The organism is Legionella jamestowniensis, from assembly GCF_001467745.1.
GTDB lineage: Bacteria > Pseudomonadota > Gammaproteobacteria > Legionellales > Legionellaceae > Tatlockia > Tatlockia jamestowniensis.
This window is the reverse complement of the sequence record NZ_LNYG01000013.1, coordinates 569,634-584,898: the sequence shown is the minus strand read 5'-3', so window position 1 is coordinate 584,898 and position 15,265 is coordinate 569,634. Positions and strand designations below refer to the sequence as shown.

Sequence of the window (15,265 nt, the reverse complement as noted above, 5' to 3'; positions counted from 1 at the left end):
AAACCTGAATTTTATTAAATTTCCAATGTTGATATGACCAAATTTTTATTTTATGCGCAATACACATAATATCTTTTTTCCGGACGACTCACAGGATGACATTCACATAATGGTAGTGCTTGCTGTGAATTTCCATCTTCTACCCAGCCCCATCCCGATGGCGCATCTTGTTTATGCAAACAGTAAAAGTGAGCTGAATTTCCGCGGACTTTGATAGTCATTTTTTTGCAAGCATTATTGCAAGAGGATGACTCTGTTAAGGCTATAGCATCATACATTTCTTGTAAATGAGTTTTATGAGCAATCGTATTATTCAATTGGTTAATACCAGCGCAGGTTGATGAATCTGTTAAATCTGAACATTCAGCTTTCTTACCACTACTGGAAAATTCCCAGTTAACACCTGTTAATGCTTTTACATATGTGTAAATAGAGATTACTGAATATTCGCCGTAAGAATAGTAGCATCTTAGGTCAATAGTTGGTTGTTTATCAGCAGTTTTGTAGCTAATAACTTTGGCTAAAATAGTATTTTGATAAGAGAAATCCTCAAAGGCTGAACGTGTATCTAAAACCCATCCTGATGGCATATCGCAAGTATGTGTATCATTATCACAAGTTAGATTGGATGGACAAGTAACATTGTCTGATGCATGAAGAGTAAAGTTATAAAAAAAAGCAAAAATTAGTATAATTATCTTGATCATAGCAAATATTGATATAAAGTAGGCCATATAGGATAAGCCATGATCAATTAATAATCAATTTAGCCCACTCCTTTAGATTCAGACTTTGTAGATAAAATAAAAATTTTCTATATAACAATTATGTTTTATAGAACTCTCTAAAGAATCGATATATAAAAAATGAACCAATAATAAAAAAGTAGAATTTGGCCAACCAAATGCCCATTATTGGATCTAAAAGAAATCCAAGAACAATACTTGCTAAAAATAAGTTGAATTAATAAAGTAAATCCTAGGGGCTTTAAAATTCATGCATTTTCTCGTAATTAATCTAGTAATAGGTATGGAGACTACCAAATATTCAGGTAAATCACTAAATTTCCAATAATGAAATTGTCTGATAGGGAAGGTTAAAATTCACTCATTAAGTCTGATTACTTCTGAAACCAAGCATAGGACGATAAGAGAAATTCATTAAGGCTTTGCTATTATTTCTATTATGTCATTTTTAGTCAGGCCAACCTCTTTAGTTAAATCTGTATACAACAATGAACCAACTAAGATCTTTTGCTTCTCTTCGTCTCGCATTGAGGGATCACGAGATAATACAGAAATAACATTATTTAAAAATTCGACTCTTTTTTTTAGAGTCATCGGGTTCTCTTCTTGGGTTATCGGTTTTTCTTTAAACATTCTCATAATTATTTTCCCAAATAGATAACATGGCTTATTTTGGATACTTCTTGAGAGTAAGTGCTGGATTATAGATGCAATTTTAAAAATTTCAATGTCCTTTCAATTCTTCAATTGCGATAGGACTAAAACCACAACGTCTCATAAATTCATTTTAAATATTATAAAACAAGAAATTCCAAAATGTGGGATACCTTACTATAAAAGATGGAATTGGGTAGGATTTAAAAAGTGATTAGTTTTATGAACTTTAGCGAGTTGAATCCACGCGCCAGACGATTTTTTAAAGTCTGATAATCCTGAATATCAGATATAGTTGATTTATTGTATCTTAGATAAATTTTTCTAAACTCACTATCTTCTGAAAAATTATACAAGTCACTCAATAACTCTAATTTTCTGTTCTACAACAAAATTGAGCAATTAAGACGTATTCATGAAGCAAAGATTTACAGGGGTAGGGATAGTTTTTAAAGATTTAAAAGACTTGTTTTGGTTTTCAGCCGAACCTTATTTGTAGGGAATATTGACGTCATATAATATCTCTTCGTAAATACCATGTGGATATATCAACGACCTTATTTCTTAACTGAATATAGCTACAAGCTCTTGTGCCGGTTGTCGTTTTAAGGGATTACAACTGATAAAGCGGCTTACTGGGAATGAAATAATTTTACTATGGCTATAATGATGTCGGGTAAATTCCGTGTCATGATTAGAGATGATTACAGTAATGCCGCGTGCTGCACTTTCCATGGCTAACCGTGCCAAATCGATATGATCTTCTTCTTTGAATTTTTTATTTGTATAAGATGCAAAATTAGCGCTGGAAGACAGTGGAGTATAAGGCGGGTCGCAATAAATTAGATCCCCGGCTTCCGCTTGCTTAAACGTTTGTCGGAAATCACCTATACAAAATTTTGCTTTATTGCATTTTTGAAAAAAAAGCTGCATTTCATGACGTGGAAAGTAGGGTTTAACATAGCGACCAAAAGGGACATTATAAATTCCCTGATTATTGTAGCGACACAGTCCATTGTAACCGTGTCTGTTTAAATAAAGAAAGAGAGCTGCTTTATAGCGTAAGTCATTACTTCGATTAAACTCTTCACGAAAAGAATAGTATTTATCTTCACAATTATTAGTGCTGGAAAAAAATTGAGCACAATAGTCTATGAAAGAAGTACCCTCTTGTTGAAGAAACTGGTACAGCATGACTAAATCTTTGTTTTCTTCCGCGAGTAAATAACACGGATAGTCTGTGTTAATAAAGACAGCTCCGGAACCGGTAAAAGGTTCTATAAGACGCTTGGCAGGAGGTAGGGAGCCAAGGATTTTTTCAATACAGCGGTATTTATTACCTGCCCATTTCAAAAAAGGTTTTGTTTTATTCATAGAAGCAGCATTTATTATTACGACAGCAGTATTACCCAATATTTGCAAAATGAACAGATGTAAAATAGATTTTGTGGCTATTATTATTTAAGGTTGACGCTCTCTGGTTGCTCTGGTTATGATGCACACACAGTAAAATAGACGTTGGATTTAGTAGCGTGGATGATCTTAATGATTTACTTAGACCTACCTGGGGCTCTGAGCAATGGATTTTAGAGGGTTGGAATCAGATTACCGCAGAGGAAAAAGCGCTGATAAAACGTCGTATAGACAAGCTATTTAAGAATGGTCTGCCCTTTGAATTAAAACACGACAAAATCCTTTATATTTATGCGTTTTCGATGCTGGCTCAATTAGAGGTTTTAGCCATTCAGGTTCCGCTAAAATTTGAAGCCAAAATGTCTTTAGCAGAGCATCGACAACGTATGCGAACCCAATTGCTTGATGAAATTTTTCATGGCATTGTCTTTACCAAAATAGTTTATTTACTGTGTGCCCCTCATGCTCTACCACCTGCTTACAATGACGAGATAGAAATTTTGTGCAATTTTATTCGCAATGAAGATTGTCCCAAGATTGCCGTGGTTTTGTTAAATTTAATTGGTGAAGGATGGATTGAGGAGATTTTTAAAAGTCTGTATAAAGCAGATATTGCCCCGGAGGTATTTTCAACTATCCTTGAAGATGAACACCGTCATGTTTGTGAGGCGGATCTATACAAAGATATTGGTTTACCTGATATGGCGCTTGTACGGCGCAAGCTTGAATTTCTGGAAAAGCAACTAATTACCAACATCTTTTTACAATATAAATATATGTTTTCTATTTCCACGCTCTTAGGTGTGGAGGGTGTTCTTGAATTTCTTCGTAATTTACATGACAAGCATTTAGAACAGCTTGCCAAAATTAATATCGAGCCAAGCGAGGATTGGGTTTTTCTAATGAAGATGTGGGAAGAAATTTTCCCAAAAATTCAGAATTACACCCAAAATTGTTATGAAGTCGAGATGACACCTATTCGAAAAGTTTTCATGACCCAGTGGGAAAACCCAAGTGATCCAACCATGGTGGGAGAGTTCAGTATTAATGTAAGTTGTCTTGATTTTTTTAATAAGAAATTCCCCCCGGAAACACTAACGACACTCATGCTGCAAACTATTAGTAAAGGTTTGGATAAAAATGTTTCATGGCGCTCTTTTTTAAGTCATGGGAAGATGTATCAAAGCAAAGAAGCCTATGTCGGATTGATAGTAAGATTACCGGATTGTGATGATCATATGGGAACGATTGTTTTTGAAAACTGCCATACGATGACAAATCAACAACTTTCCTTAAATATTAGAAAAATTCTGCAGATGATGGTTTATTGTTTTAAAAAGCGGGAAGAGTTGGAAAAAGAACATCCTTTTTTAAAAAATACCATCGATAAAGCACTTTACGATTATCGTAATGGTTTTTATGCCTATCCTACCCCTGGTAATGCGGTGGTTTCATTAAGCAATATTGGTTTTTATGGTTATACAGGAACAAAATCCCCGCTTCGCAATAATGAGGCGATGAAATATACAATTCTTGAGATTGAGCGCAAGCCGGTTTGGAATAAGGAAGCGCAAATTTTTGAACCACAAGATATGCTTCCTGTATCAATAAGTGCAGATCATCGTATTTTTGATGGGAATTCACCAGTACCGCGATTAGTACAGCAGTATTTCAACGAAATGTTTGCAAAAATGCTGGAGGAGCGTTCTATAGCGCCTCAATCTCCTCGAAGTCCTGACAAGAAATTTATAAAAATATGTGAGCAGTTAATAGCGAACAATTTGGAGTTAGGTTATAAATCCTTATTAATTCTCCAGACTTATTGGATGGATCCTTTTGCTTTCGAACATTTGTTAGACGGTAATTTTGCTAAAAAAATGATGGCTCATTTTAAATGGCAAGAGCTAGCTTAAATGAACGCAAGTCAATGCAGTTATCTGCATTGACAACTGTGCTAGAGGGCAAGCGTTAGCAAACCCACGGCAATTAATGCGATTAGTGCTAAACTGATATTACCGCCAGGAACTAACCGGATACCACCTTCAGGATCAACTGTACGTGCCCGCCAGGTCATAATTGCAGGTAATAATAGCAGTAATATAACACAGCATATTCCGGCATAACTTAAAGCGTGAAGATATATACCTGGATTGACCAAGACCACGGCCAAGGGGGGTAAGAAGGTGAGTGCCAAAGTCCATTTGCCCTGAAGGCCTGATTTTTTTAAAGCCAAGCCATCTGCCAGAAAATCAAACAAGCCGATGGAAACCCCTAAAAAAGCCGTTACCATACAAATTGAGGTAAAAAAACCAAAAAACCCGGTTATCCATTCACTATTTACTGCATTGGATAAAGCATTTGTTAAACCACTTGTGGCGTGCTCATTGGTCATTAAAGCCATTAGGCCATTACTTCCTTCCCGCGCTACAACCCCCATAATGACTGCGTCCCACAAAATGTAGCAAGTTAAAGGGATTAATGAACCGAATAAAATAACTTTGCGCAAAGCTTTAACATCATCATTAAAATACTCACGCAAGCTAGGTACAATAGAAGCAAAGCCAAAGGAGGTCACCAAAATCATCAAACTGCCGGTGATTGCTTTTAACGAACCGCCATTTAAAGTAGTTAAGTTGACATGGGGACTAATAATAATCACTAATAAAACATAAACGCCGAGTTTACCGAACATTAATCCACGATTGACATAATCCACCGCACGAATTCCAGCATAAACAACGCAACTAAAGAGGGCAGTAAAAACAAAAGAAGTAAGCCAACTGGGCAATTCAATATGGGCTTTCACCAAAATACTTCCCAGTACATCACTACCTCCTGAAATATAAGCTGCTAGCAGTGTATAGAGAAGGAAAAGATAAGTAATCCAGGCAATGACTTGTCCTGGCATGCCAAGTGTTGATTTTGCCATGGATACCATATTGCTGCCTGAAGGTAAACGTAAGTTCACTTCAAGAATTAACAAAGCCCCCACGGTCATAATAAGCCAACACATCATCAGAAAAAAAACGGAGTTGGTAAATCCTACTTCTGCTGTTGACACAGGCAATGCTAGCATCCCGCCGCCAATTGAGGTCCCAACAATTAATAAAATACCACCGATGAATTTTGAGTTAGGCACGGCTACATCCATTTTGTAAAAAAATCAATCAATATGATAAATTAATGTTCTGTTGTATGTCAATACTTTTCAACTAATTCCTAGCATACACAGTTAGATAATCAATTGCCAACCTGCATTAATAAGTAAAGCGATCGAAAAAATAATCACTAGCCACTGTGAAAATTTACCCCCAGGTACGATGTATCGGGGAGAGAATTTCTTTCTACCGCTGACTGTCATTAAAGCAGGTAATAGAAGTAATAAAATAACACAAAAAATACCAGCATAATTTAACGCATGAATATAAGCCCCTGGATAATAAACCACAATGAGAAGTGGCGGGAGGAAGGTCATCATAAATAATCCAAGACCTTGACGGCCTTGTTGCACCATATTTAAACCATCCGCTAAAAAGCTTATTAAACATAGTGACACCCCTAAAAAAGCGGTCAGCATGCAAATGGAGGTAAAGAAATTAAACAGTGAGCTAATTACTGTATTGTTCACAGTATTTGAAAGATTCTTTGCCAAGGTGCTGGTTGTATGCGGATCTTGCATGAGTGCGGCCAAACCATTTGGCCCCGCTGTTGGTAAACTGCCCATTATTACTGCATCCCATGCCAAATAACAAAACAGTGGGATAAGAGATCCGATTATCACTACTTTTTTTAGCACTTGAATATCATCATTAAAATAGTCACGCAGATTGGGGACGATGATTGCAAAGCCAAAAGAAGTAATAAGAATCATTACAGTTCCTGTAATATAGCGGTAATCGCCACCTTGAATGTTAGCAATATTGATATGGGGAGCTATTAATACAATCAAAATGAGATAGGCGGCCAACTTACCAAACATCAAGGCGCGATTTAGTAAATCTACACGGCGAATGCCACCGTAAACGACAAGACCAAAAAGCATTGTAAATATTAAACTGTCTTGCCATTCACTCATTGACAGACCAATCTCTGTAAATAGACTGCCAAAGACGTCTGCTCCCCCCGAAATGTAGGCAGACAACAGCGTATAAAGTAAAAAAAGATAACTTAGCCAAGCAATAAGAAGCCCCGGTCCACCAAGGGTTGAAGCGGCCATCGAAACCATGTGTTTACCTGGGGGCAAATAAAGATTGGCTTCCAAAATAAATAAAGCACCTAAGGTCATAGCAGCCCAGCAAATCAATAAAAAAAGTGATGATTGCCAAAAACCAGTAGCTGCATTTGCGACAGGTAATGCAAGCATTCCTCCACCAATAGACGTACCGACAATTAAAAGAATGCCACCAATAAATCTGGATTTCATAAACACCTACCAGTTAAAGCAATAAATTACTTGATATAGCCTACATAAGGTACAGGTTGGGATGCTTGCGCTGCGCAACTATAAAACACCTGAATTTCCAGACGCCTATTTTGCGCACTTCCATGGACAAGTTTGTTATCCGAAACAGGATGTTTATCACCATATCCTTCTGCATTTAAACGTTGAGCTGGAATGTCATTAGCCCATAAAAATGTCAGCATGGCCTCAGCTTGGGCTTGTGTCAACTTATTTTTATGATAACGCGAACCAACATCGTTCGTGAAACCTGCGATGTAGATAGGGCAGCAAGGTGGAAATGTTTTTAATAGTTTGATAAGGAGAGCCAGCCCTGGGAAACAAAGCTCATTTAGCCTAGGACTATTAAATAAAAAATAGCGATCAGTGGGGACGACAAATGTGACTGTGTCGCCATATTGAATGTACTGAATCTCATGACGCTGAATTTGTCTAATGAGTTCTCGTTTACTATCTTTATGCGCCCCTATTCCTGCTCCCATTGCTGCACCAACCGCTGTTCCCGCTAAAACAGGACCGCCGGCTGCCGCCATTGCTGCCGTACCAGCAATAACACCGGGGGGAGTTGTAACATAAGCGCGTCGATACGGTTTAAAATTGTTATAAGGAGGGTTATACCTGTAGCAACTACTTAAAACAAATGAAATTAAGCTAATGAAGACTAAAAACTTCATAGCGTGCTTGTGTAACATTCCCACTCCTTAGATTGATAACTTTTTTCATTATTAAGGATCCCTTTTCATTTCGCAATCGGCAACTTAGATTTTAATTTGAGCTCAAAATGCGTTAGAAAATTGTTTTAACTCTACGAAATAACAATAGTTTGTTATAGTGAGGATCAAAAGTAAAAAATAATTGTTTAATATGACGAATAAAAGGTTTTCATTTCCTCTGGCTCTTGGCGCATTAGGAGTGGTTTATGGTGATATTGGTACCAGTCCTCTCTATGCGGTACGTGAAACGCTAAGTGGCCTGCCCATTAACATTGTCGATGTGTTGGGGATACTTTCGTTAATCTTTTGGTCCTTAGTGCTTGTCATTTCGATAAAGTATTTGATTTTTGTTTTTCGTGCTGATAATGAGGGAGAGGGTGGAATTCTGGCTTTATTTGCTCTGTTGAAGCAGAAAAAAACAAAGCATGAACACTTATTTTATTTGCTCGCTATTTTTGGTGCTGGTTTGATTATGGGTGATGGCATGCTGACGCCAGCCATCTCAGTTACCTCGGCGATTGAGGGTTTAAAGGTAGTCTCATCGAAATTTGATAATTTAATTATCCCTTTAGCAAGCACTATTTTAATCTTTTTGTTTGTGTTGCAGTCTAAAGGAACAGGAAAAATTGGTGCAGCATTTGGCCCTATCATTCTGTTGTGGTTTACCACCATTGGTATTTTGGGATTGGTACAAATAATCCGTAATCCCATCGTACTTCAAGCAGTTGATCCCTCCTATGCCTGGCATTTTTTTACGACCAATGGATGGAAGGGTTATTTTTTATTAGGAGGAGTGTTTCTGGCGATAACGGGGGGCGAGGCGCTCTATGCTGATATTGGACATTTTGGCAAAAATGCTATTCGTTATAGTTGGTATTTTATCGCTTTGCCGGGGTTGCTTCTCAACTATTTCGGCCAGGGCGCTAATTTGTTACTTCATCCAGAAGCTATAGAAAATCCCTTCTATATGCTAGCACCCGATTGGTTTTTCATTCCCTTGTTAATACTTTCTACCGCAGCTACGGTCATTGCTTCTCAGGCCGTCATTTCAGCCACGTTTTCTATTACTAGACAAGCTGTATTATTGGGACTTTACCCCAGGTTACCAATTATTCAAACCTCTAAAGAGCATGCAGGGCAGATTTATATTCCTCAAGTAAATTTCTTTTTGCTGATAGGGACATTAATTCTTATTTTTACTTTTAAGAACTCTAGCGGTATGGCCCATGCTTACGGTATTGCAGTAAACCTTGATATGTTGTTGGTGAGTGCAATGGTGGCTTATGCCGCAAGGAAAGTTTGGCATTGGTCGTGGGGGTGGGTAATTACCATATTCAGTATTTTTATTTTTATTGATTTAGCATTCCTGGGGGCTAATTCTCATAAATTTTTAACAGGCGGTTGGGTGCCTGTTTTATTTGCCTTTGTGGTGGCGGTGGTCATGTTCACCTGGAATAATGGCATGCAACATTTGCAAAAGAATTTTTATATGCAAAAAGATGACATTACAAAAATCCTTAAGCAACTAAGGTACAAAGCGCTTAATCAGTTACCTGGAGTCACAGGTATTTTTATCACGGACACCTATGATCAAAGTGGTGGCAGCTTTCTTCATTTTTTAAAGCTGAGTTTAGCGGTTCCAGAGAATATACTTATTGTTAACTACAAAGTTCAGAATAAACCTTATGTTAGTGTGAAGCATCGCTTTGAGTGCAATCAATTAGCGCCCAGAATTTGCCAGTTAACATTACACTATGGTTTTATGGACACCATTTCTATCCCTGATGCCTTAATGCAGCTTAATAAACAGAAATTATTGTCCTTTGAGCTTAATGTTGATAATGCGACTTACCTGGTAGAAATCCCGAATGTAATGGCTTCTAAATCTTACCGAACTTTAATGTTTTACTGGCAAGAAAAGCTGTTTGCTTTTCTTACCCGTAATTATTCAGCCAATTTAAATATTGAGTTTTATAAATTACCTTACAATAGAACGATTGCTATTGGTACATACTGCATCATTTAGCCAGCAATTATACTGGCTTATAGATTATTTGTTGAGGTGCAGCCATTGGAAAAAGGATTTTGAGGGACGACGACTTGTACGTTAATTCCCTTAATGGTCGGACTGCTTAACGCTTCTTTTAAATAGTCAATTAACGGCACGTCAATAACTCGCCCATGAACTGTTGAGGCTTCTCTAAAATAAAGCGTGCCATTTTTCCAAAAGGCAAAGCCTAAATGAGATACATTTAAATGGGTCCCAATAGCCTCTTTGAGATTCCAGTTAGGGCGAACAATTTCAATAATTGCTGCATTGGGGATTTGCGAAAATAAATATTGATTGGCTGAGCCTTGCGCATCAAATAAAGCAGTTAGTGGGATATAGGGTAACTCAGAGTTAATTTTAGGAAGGGTACTGCCTCTGTTTTTTAAATCCGTCAAACGCCTGAGCTGTTCGTTTTCGCTATTTTGCGAATTTAATCTAATATTCTTGGTGGTGAGATGTTGATACCAGGAAGGCTTATCAATCACTGCTTTTGCCATTTGTGCGACAGGCTGGTTATTGGCATCTTTAAAGGTGTTGGTTATATCTTTGACAAACCCTTGACGTTGATTATTTAGATTCCAATCTAAAGAGGTAAAATGATTGCGACTTATATAGGCCACATGACCATTTTCATAGCGAATTCGACATAGGCACTGTTTAAAATTATTGGTATCATTGGCTAATGCAATTGCCAACACCGTAGTTACATAGGTATCGCAATCAAATGCATCTGTTCGATAGCGCGGGGCTTGGTCAAAGCGCCCTTTTATCCCCTCACCCAGAGCACCAAGAAGATATTCTTTACCTAAAAACTGTGAACTGATAGCCTCCAAACGAGCTGCCATATCCGATTTCGGTAAATTGTTCAAATTGTGATATAGTTCGCTGAGGGTTTTATTCGCTTCTTCCTGTTTAGGATGAACCGCCGCAGGCGTTTTAAAAGAAAACACTATAAGACAGACAAAAAATGATATTCTCTGGAATAATTTTATACCCAATAAAAAAGAGTCCATAGAGTTCCTATTTAACAAAAAGGACACATTTTAACCTGACTGGAGTGGGAGTACAACAATGCTGAATGCCATATGGTTATCAATGATTCTTCTTTCTGTAATCGTCGGTGTAGTTCAAGGACGCCTTGACCAAGTCGTGCATTCTGTTACCGATTCTGCAAAAATGGGATTTGAAATAGCATTAGGTTTGGCCGGTGTTATGACCTTATGGTTAGGCATTATGGGTATTGCTTCGGAATCAGGTTTAGTAAATCGCTTCGCCAGACTTCTAAAACCTGTAATGCGCCCTTTATTCCCTGACGTCCCTGTTGAACATCCGGCGATGGGTGCAATAATTTTGAACATTGCAGCCAATATGTTGGGATTGGCGAATGCGGCAACGCCATTTGGATTGCAAGCAATGAGAGAATTGGAAAAGCTCAACAAAAATGCGCACGAGGCTAGTGATGCAATGTGTACTTTTTTAGCAATAAACACCTCTAGCGTACAATTAATTCCTGCAACTGCCATTGCTTTTCTTGCAGCGAATGGCAGCACCCAACCCAGTAGTATTATAGTTAGCGCATTGGCAGCCACAATGATTTCAACGATAGTAGCTATTGTGGCAGTTAAGCAATTAGCAAAACTACCAGTCTATCGCTCAAAGGGGCAGATCATTAATGAGTAATATTGCGAATCACATTTCCAATTCACTATTTCTTGCGTTTATTGCAGGTATCCCTTTATACGGAGCCATTAAAAAAATTAATGTTTTTGATGCGTTTACAACAGGTGCCAAACAAGGATTTGAAATAGTTATCAGTATTGTTCCTTACTTAATTGCAATGTTAGTAGCAATAGGAATGTTGCGAGCTTCAGGTTTTTTTGAACTTCTCAGTCATTTTTTTGGCCCAATCCTATCAGCCTTAGGCATGCCTACTGAATTGCTCCCTTTAGCATTTATTCGACCTTTTTCCGGAAGTGCTTCAACGGGTATCATGGCTGAAGTCATCCACCAAAACGGCGGGGATGCTTTAGTATCCAAGATGGCTGCTACTATGATGGGAAGTACGGAAACGACTTTCTATGTCATTGCTGTTTATTTTGGGGCTGTTGGGATAAAACGAACTAGACATGCTATCCCTGCAGGACTGTTGGCTGATTTAGCGGGAATTATCGCAAGCGTTGTTGTATGTCGCTATTTATTTGCTTAATGGTATGACGACTTAATTTTTCAATGGCTTTTTAACGTTTTGCAAGCTGCTCAGTTTCAGCGGATTTTAATTGTGCCAATAATGGAGCAGATTTAGCTCTAAAGCTTGCCATTTCCCTGCCAGAAATGGGAAACCCGCGTGGTAAGTCAACTGTAGTTGGATTTCTTGGTTGTCGATTAATATGAAATTCGTAATGACAATGTGGTCCTGAGGCCAAGCCAGTTTGTCCAACATAGCCGATGACTTGTCCTCGCTTAACATAAGTACCACGAGATATACCTTTCTGAAACTTCAGCATATGACCATATATAGTACTGTAAGTTTTGTTATGACTAATTTTAATCATATTTCCATAACCGCTTTGACGGCCAATTATTTCAATGCGTCCATCCCCGGTTGCACGTATTGGTGTACCAATAGGGGCCGCTAGATCAACTCCCTTATGTGCCCTACGATAATGAAGGATAGGATGATAGCGAGATAAACTAAAGGTCGAACTTATATGGCTAAAGCGAAGAGGGTACCTGTCAAAGGCTTTTTTCAAACTTGCCCCTTGGGGAGAGTAGTAATCGGTATGGCCACTTCTATCTGTGTGCCGTACTGCTTGGAAAGTTCTTCCGCGATTGCGGTAGCTAACCGCTAATATCTCACCCGCATCCACCAGTTTATTGCCAACATAAAGCCCTTGATAAATAATGGTAAATTGATCCCCTGCTCGTATTTCTTTAGCGAAATTAATATCCCAAGTGAATATTTCTGTCATTTGCTGCACGAGCTTATAGGGAATATTGTATCGTTTAGCAGTACTAGCCAATGATCCGCGCACCGTTGCTGTAACAATACGATTACGGCTATCCATTTTTTTAAAATTAAGTTTGCTCTTATAATGATGCCCTTCTCGATAAACTTCCAAGTTTTGTGTACTCGAAACAGGCATAATCATTTTTTCTAGAATTTGTTTCTGAATAAGGAACTCTACTTGTTGATCTGGTTTTATTTGTGAAAACGCTTTAGTGCGTGGATTATCATGTATAATGGTTTGCAGTGTTTGCGAACTTAAACCTACACGCTTAAAAATTACTGCTAAGGAGTCCCCCCGCTGCGCTTTAATAATTTTCCAGCCATTAGTTTGGATAATTCTGTCTGAAGGCTGGGTATTGGCAGTTGTAACGGGTGGTTTAGCAGAGGGTTCAGCGGGTATCGGCTTTTTTTTCTCAATCCTGGTAACTTTTTTAGGCACAGCCCCTGAAACTTTATTAATAACTGTCAGCATCGTATCTCCAGCGGAGGACGATGGATTTCTTTCTTCCTGGGGTACAGGAGAAGGAGGTATAGGGGGGATTGGCTTGTCTTCTATGTCTGCCAGGGATTTAGGAGAATCAGAATAATGTGCTCGATGCTTATGTGGAAATAACTTAACCAAGACGAAAGGCAATGCAAATGCAATTACCAAAGCAAGCAGTGCCATCAATTTAGAGGGCTTATTCGCATTTTGTGATGAGACATTGGGTTGTTGATCCATGTTTCGCCTTTACTATTGTCATCCTGGAGAATGCTGTTATTAAAATGCTACAGTAAACTTATTACAGTCATCTTCTGGTTCTGACCCCTTAGTTAAGGTACTTCAACCCAATCTTTTAGATTGATGAATCAGCCGCAACTAGTCATTACCACTAAAAAGCTTAACGCTTCTAATTTTATCCTAGTACTATCCTCTAGCGAGAATAGAATAACCGGGCTAAGATACCCGCTGTAGGATGTTAGGTCAATCATAAAAGTAAGGTTTTGTTGTCATGATGAATAAACTTGCAGTATACACTGAATTAAAACGAGGTTGTGAAGAAATTCTTCCTGAACAGGAATTTGAAAAGAAATTATTGAAATCACAGCCATTAATTATAAAGGCTGGCTTTGACCCTACGGCACCTGATTTGCATTTAGGACATACAGTGCTTTTAAATAAGTTGCGCCAATTTCAGTTATATGGTCATAAGGTTATTTTTTTAATTGGTGATTTTACAGCCAGAATTGGAGACCCAACTGGAAAAAATATAACTCGCATGCCACTTAGTGAAGACGCGGTGCTTGAAAATGCGAAAACTTATCAGCAACAAGTGTTTAAAATTCTTGATCCAGAAAAAACAACCGTTATGTTTAATTCAGAGTGGTTAGGTCGTATGGATGCAGCGGATCTTATCCGTTTGGCTGCGACACATACTGTTGCCAGAATGCTTGAAAGGGATGATTTTAATAAACGTTACATGTCAGGACAACCTATTGCCATCCATGAATTCCTTTATCCGCTTATACAAGGCTATGATTCGGTATTTTTAAAAGCTGATGTGGAGTTAGGGGGTACTGATCAAAAATTTAATTTGCTGATGGGCCGAGAATTACAAAAGCATTATGGGCAAGAGCCTCAAGTAATTATGATGACCCCATTAATTGAAGGATTAGATGGCATTAAAAAAATGTCCAAATCTTTAAATAATTACATTGGTATTAGTGAACCCGCAGAAATGATGTTTGGAAAAATAATGTCTATTTCTGATGAATTGATGTGGCGATATCTCGATTTATTAAGCTTTAAGGCTACCGATGAAATTGCGGCGATTAAGAAATCGGTTGAAGAAGGATTAAATCCAAGAGATGTCAAAATAGAACTGGCTAAAGAATTGATTATACGTTTTCACGATAAAACGGAAGCTGAAAAGGCACATATGGCTTTCATTGAGCGCTTTCAAAAAGGGGAAATTCCGGAAGACATTGAGGAACAAACTATTATATGTACGGAGGCAGTAGGAATCGCGCAACTTCTTAAACAACTTGATTTGACAAAAAGCACATCAGAGTCTATAAGATTAACTGGTCAAGGTGCTGTTAAGCTTGATGGTGAAAGAGTAACAGATCCGTTTATGACTCTTCCTGTTGGTCAAACCCATATTATTCAGGTTGGCAAGCGTAGAATCGCTAAGGTGCGTCTGCAAAAAGCAGAGTGACCAAAAATTATTTGAAATAAAAATA

Annotated in this window: 13 protein-coding genes; 5 read left to right on the top strand and 8 right to left on the bottom strand. The window is 38.0% G+C overall.

Annotation, left to right across the window (positions count from 1 at the left end):
• Positions 1-50: 50 nt before the first annotated feature.
• The 3 genes from Ljam_RS06960 to Ljam_RS06950 form a co-directional block, all read right to left on the bottom strand.
• The gene (locus tag Ljam_RS06960) at positions 51-734 is read right to left on the bottom strand and encodes a hypothetical protein (RefSeq protein WP_058449399.1); all 684 of its coding nucleotides are present in this window, start codon (positions 732-734) and stop codon (positions 51-53) included.
• Between the two features lie 426 nt (positions 735-1,160).
• Positions 1,161-1,385 carry a hypothetical protein gene (locus Ljam_RS06955; RefSeq protein WP_058449398.1) on the bottom strand — a complete coding sequence of 75 codons (225 nt, stop codon included), beginning with the start codon at positions 1,383-1,385 and terminating at the stop codon, positions 1,161-1,163.
• 579 nt (positions 1,386-1,964) lie between these two features.
• Positions 1,965-2,774 (bottom strand): Dam family site-specific DNA-(adenine-N6)-methyltransferase, encoded by an 810-nt coding sequence (locus Ljam_RS06950; protein ID WP_058449397.1) that lies wholly within the window; start codon positions 2,772-2,774, stop codon positions 1,965-1,967.
• A gap of 158 nt (positions 2,775-2,932) precedes the next feature.
• On the opposite strand from Ljam_RS06950, the gene Ljam_RS06945 reads away from it, so the two are divergent.
• Positions 2,933-4,726 carry a 2-oxo acid dehydrogenase subunit E2 gene (locus tag Ljam_RS06945; protein WP_058449396.1) on the top strand — a complete coding sequence of 598 codons (1,794 nt, stop codon included), beginning with the start codon at positions 2,933-2,935 and terminating at the stop codon, positions 4,724-4,726.
• Positions 4,727-4,767: 41 nt separating this feature from the next.
• Here Ljam_RS06945 and Ljam_RS06940 read toward each other — a convergent pair whose 3' ends face one another.
• From Ljam_RS06940 to cmpA, 3 genes are all read right to left on the bottom strand, one after another.
• Positions 4,768-5,952, bottom strand: a complete 1,185-nt coding sequence (locus tag Ljam_RS06940) for an amino acid permease (protein ID WP_058449395.1) — start codon at positions 5,950-5,952, stop codon at positions 4,768-4,770.
• 93 nt (positions 5,953-6,045) lie between these two features.
• Positions 6,046-7,236 (bottom strand): amino acid permease, encoded by a 1,191-nt coding sequence (locus Ljam_RS06935; RefSeq protein WP_058449394.1) that lies wholly within the window; start codon positions 7,234-7,236, stop codon positions 6,046-6,048.
• A gap of 26 nt (positions 7,237-7,262) precedes the next feature.
• Positions 7,263-7,964, bottom strand: coding sequence for a C-OmpA-like family protein CmpA (cmpA, locus tag Ljam_RS06930; RefSeq protein WP_058449393.1), 702 nt, complete (start codon positions 7,962-7,964; stop codon positions 7,263-7,265).
• Positions 7,965-8,136: 172 nt separating this feature from the next.
• Between cmpA and Ljam_RS06925 the strand changes: the two genes are divergently transcribed.
• Positions 8,137-10,011 carry a potassium transporter Kup gene (locus Ljam_RS06925; protein ID WP_058449392.1) on the top strand — a complete coding sequence of 625 codons (1,875 nt, stop codon included), beginning with the start codon at positions 8,137-8,139 and terminating at the stop codon, positions 10,009-10,011.
• A 17-nt stretch (positions 10,012-10,028) separates the two neighbouring features.
• Here Ljam_RS06925 and Ljam_RS06920 read toward each other — a convergent pair whose 3' ends face one another.
• Positions 10,029-11,048, bottom strand: a complete 1,020-nt coding sequence (locus tag Ljam_RS06920) for an N-acetylmuramoyl-L-alanine amidase-like domain-containing protein (RefSeq protein ID WP_058449391.1) — start codon at positions 11,046-11,048, stop codon at positions 10,029-10,031.
• Between the two features lie 58 nt (positions 11,049-11,106).
• On the opposite strand from Ljam_RS06920, the gene Ljam_RS06915 reads away from it, so the two are divergent.
• Both Ljam_RS06915 and Ljam_RS06910 read left to right on the top strand, forming a co-directional pair.
• Positions 11,107-11,715: a nucleoside recognition domain-containing protein gene (locus Ljam_RS06915; RefSeq protein ID WP_058449390.1), complete on the top strand. Its 609-nt coding sequence runs from the start codon at positions 11,107-11,109 to the stop codon at positions 11,713-11,715.
• Positions 11,708-12,241, top strand: coding sequence for a spore maturation protein (locus Ljam_RS06910; protein WP_058449389.1), 534 nt, complete (start codon positions 11,708-11,710; stop codon positions 12,239-12,241). The genes Ljam_RS06915 and Ljam_RS06910 overlap by 8 nt, the downstream gene beginning before the upstream one ends.
• Before the next feature lie 31 nt (positions 12,242-12,272).
• Here the strand turns inward: Ljam_RS06910 and Ljam_RS06905 are convergent, their stop codons facing one another.
• The gene (locus tag Ljam_RS06905) at positions 12,273-13,763 is read right to left on the bottom strand and encodes a peptidoglycan DD-metalloendopeptidase family protein (RefSeq protein ID WP_058449388.1); all 1,491 of its coding nucleotides are present in this window, start codon (positions 13,761-13,763) and stop codon (positions 12,273-12,275) included.
• A gap of 271 nt (positions 13,764-14,034) precedes the next feature.
• On the opposite strand from Ljam_RS06905, the gene tyrS reads away from it, so the two are divergent.
• The gene (gene tyrS / locus Ljam_RS06900; RefSeq protein WP_058449387.1) at positions 14,035-15,240 is read left to right on the top strand and encodes a tyrosine--tRNA ligase; all 1,206 of its coding nucleotides are present in this window, start codon (positions 14,035-14,037) and stop codon (positions 15,238-15,240) included.
• Positions 15,241-15,265: the final 25 nt, after the last annotated feature.

Coding starts and splice junctions, on each gene's coding strand:
- Ljam_RS06955 (WP_058449398.1), bottom strand. CDS start 1,385: ATGAGAATGTTTAAAGAAAAACCGATAACCCAAGAAGAGAACCCGATG.
- cmpA (WP_058449393.1), bottom strand. CDS start 7,964: ATGTTACACAAGCACGCTATGAAGTTTTTAGTCTTCATTAGCTTAATT.
- Ljam_RS06920 (WP_058449391.1), bottom strand. CDS start 11,048: ATGGACTCTTTTTTATTGGGTATAAAATTATTCCAGAGAATATCATTT.
- Ljam_RS06925 (WP_058449392.1), top strand. CDS start 8,137: ATGACGAATAAAAGGTTTTCATTTCCTCTGGCTCTTGGCGCATTAGGA.
- Ljam_RS06935 (WP_058449394.1), bottom strand. CDS start 7,236: ATGAAATCCAGATTTATTGGTGGCATTCTTTTAATTGTCGGTACGTCT.
- Ljam_RS06910 (WP_058449389.1), top strand. CDS start 11,708: ATGAGTAATATTGCGAATCACATTTCCAATTCACTATTTCTTGCGTTT.
- Ljam_RS06960 (WP_058449399.1), bottom strand. CDS start 734: ATGGCCTACTTTATATCAATATTTGCTATGATCAAGATAATTATACTA.
- Ljam_RS06950 (WP_058449397.1), bottom strand. CDS start 2,774: ATGAATAAAACAAAACCTTTTTTGAAATGGGCAGGTAATAAATACCGC.
- Ljam_RS06915 (WP_058449390.1), top strand. CDS start 11,107: ATGCTGAATGCCATATGGTTATCAATGATTCTTCTTTCTGTAATCGTC.
- Ljam_RS06905 (WP_058449388.1), bottom strand. CDS start 13,763: ATGGATCAACAACCCAATGTCTCATCACAAAATGCGAATAAGCCCTCT.
- tyrS (WP_058449387.1), top strand. CDS start 14,035: ATGATGAATAAACTTGCAGTATACACTGAATTAAAACGAGGTTGTGAA.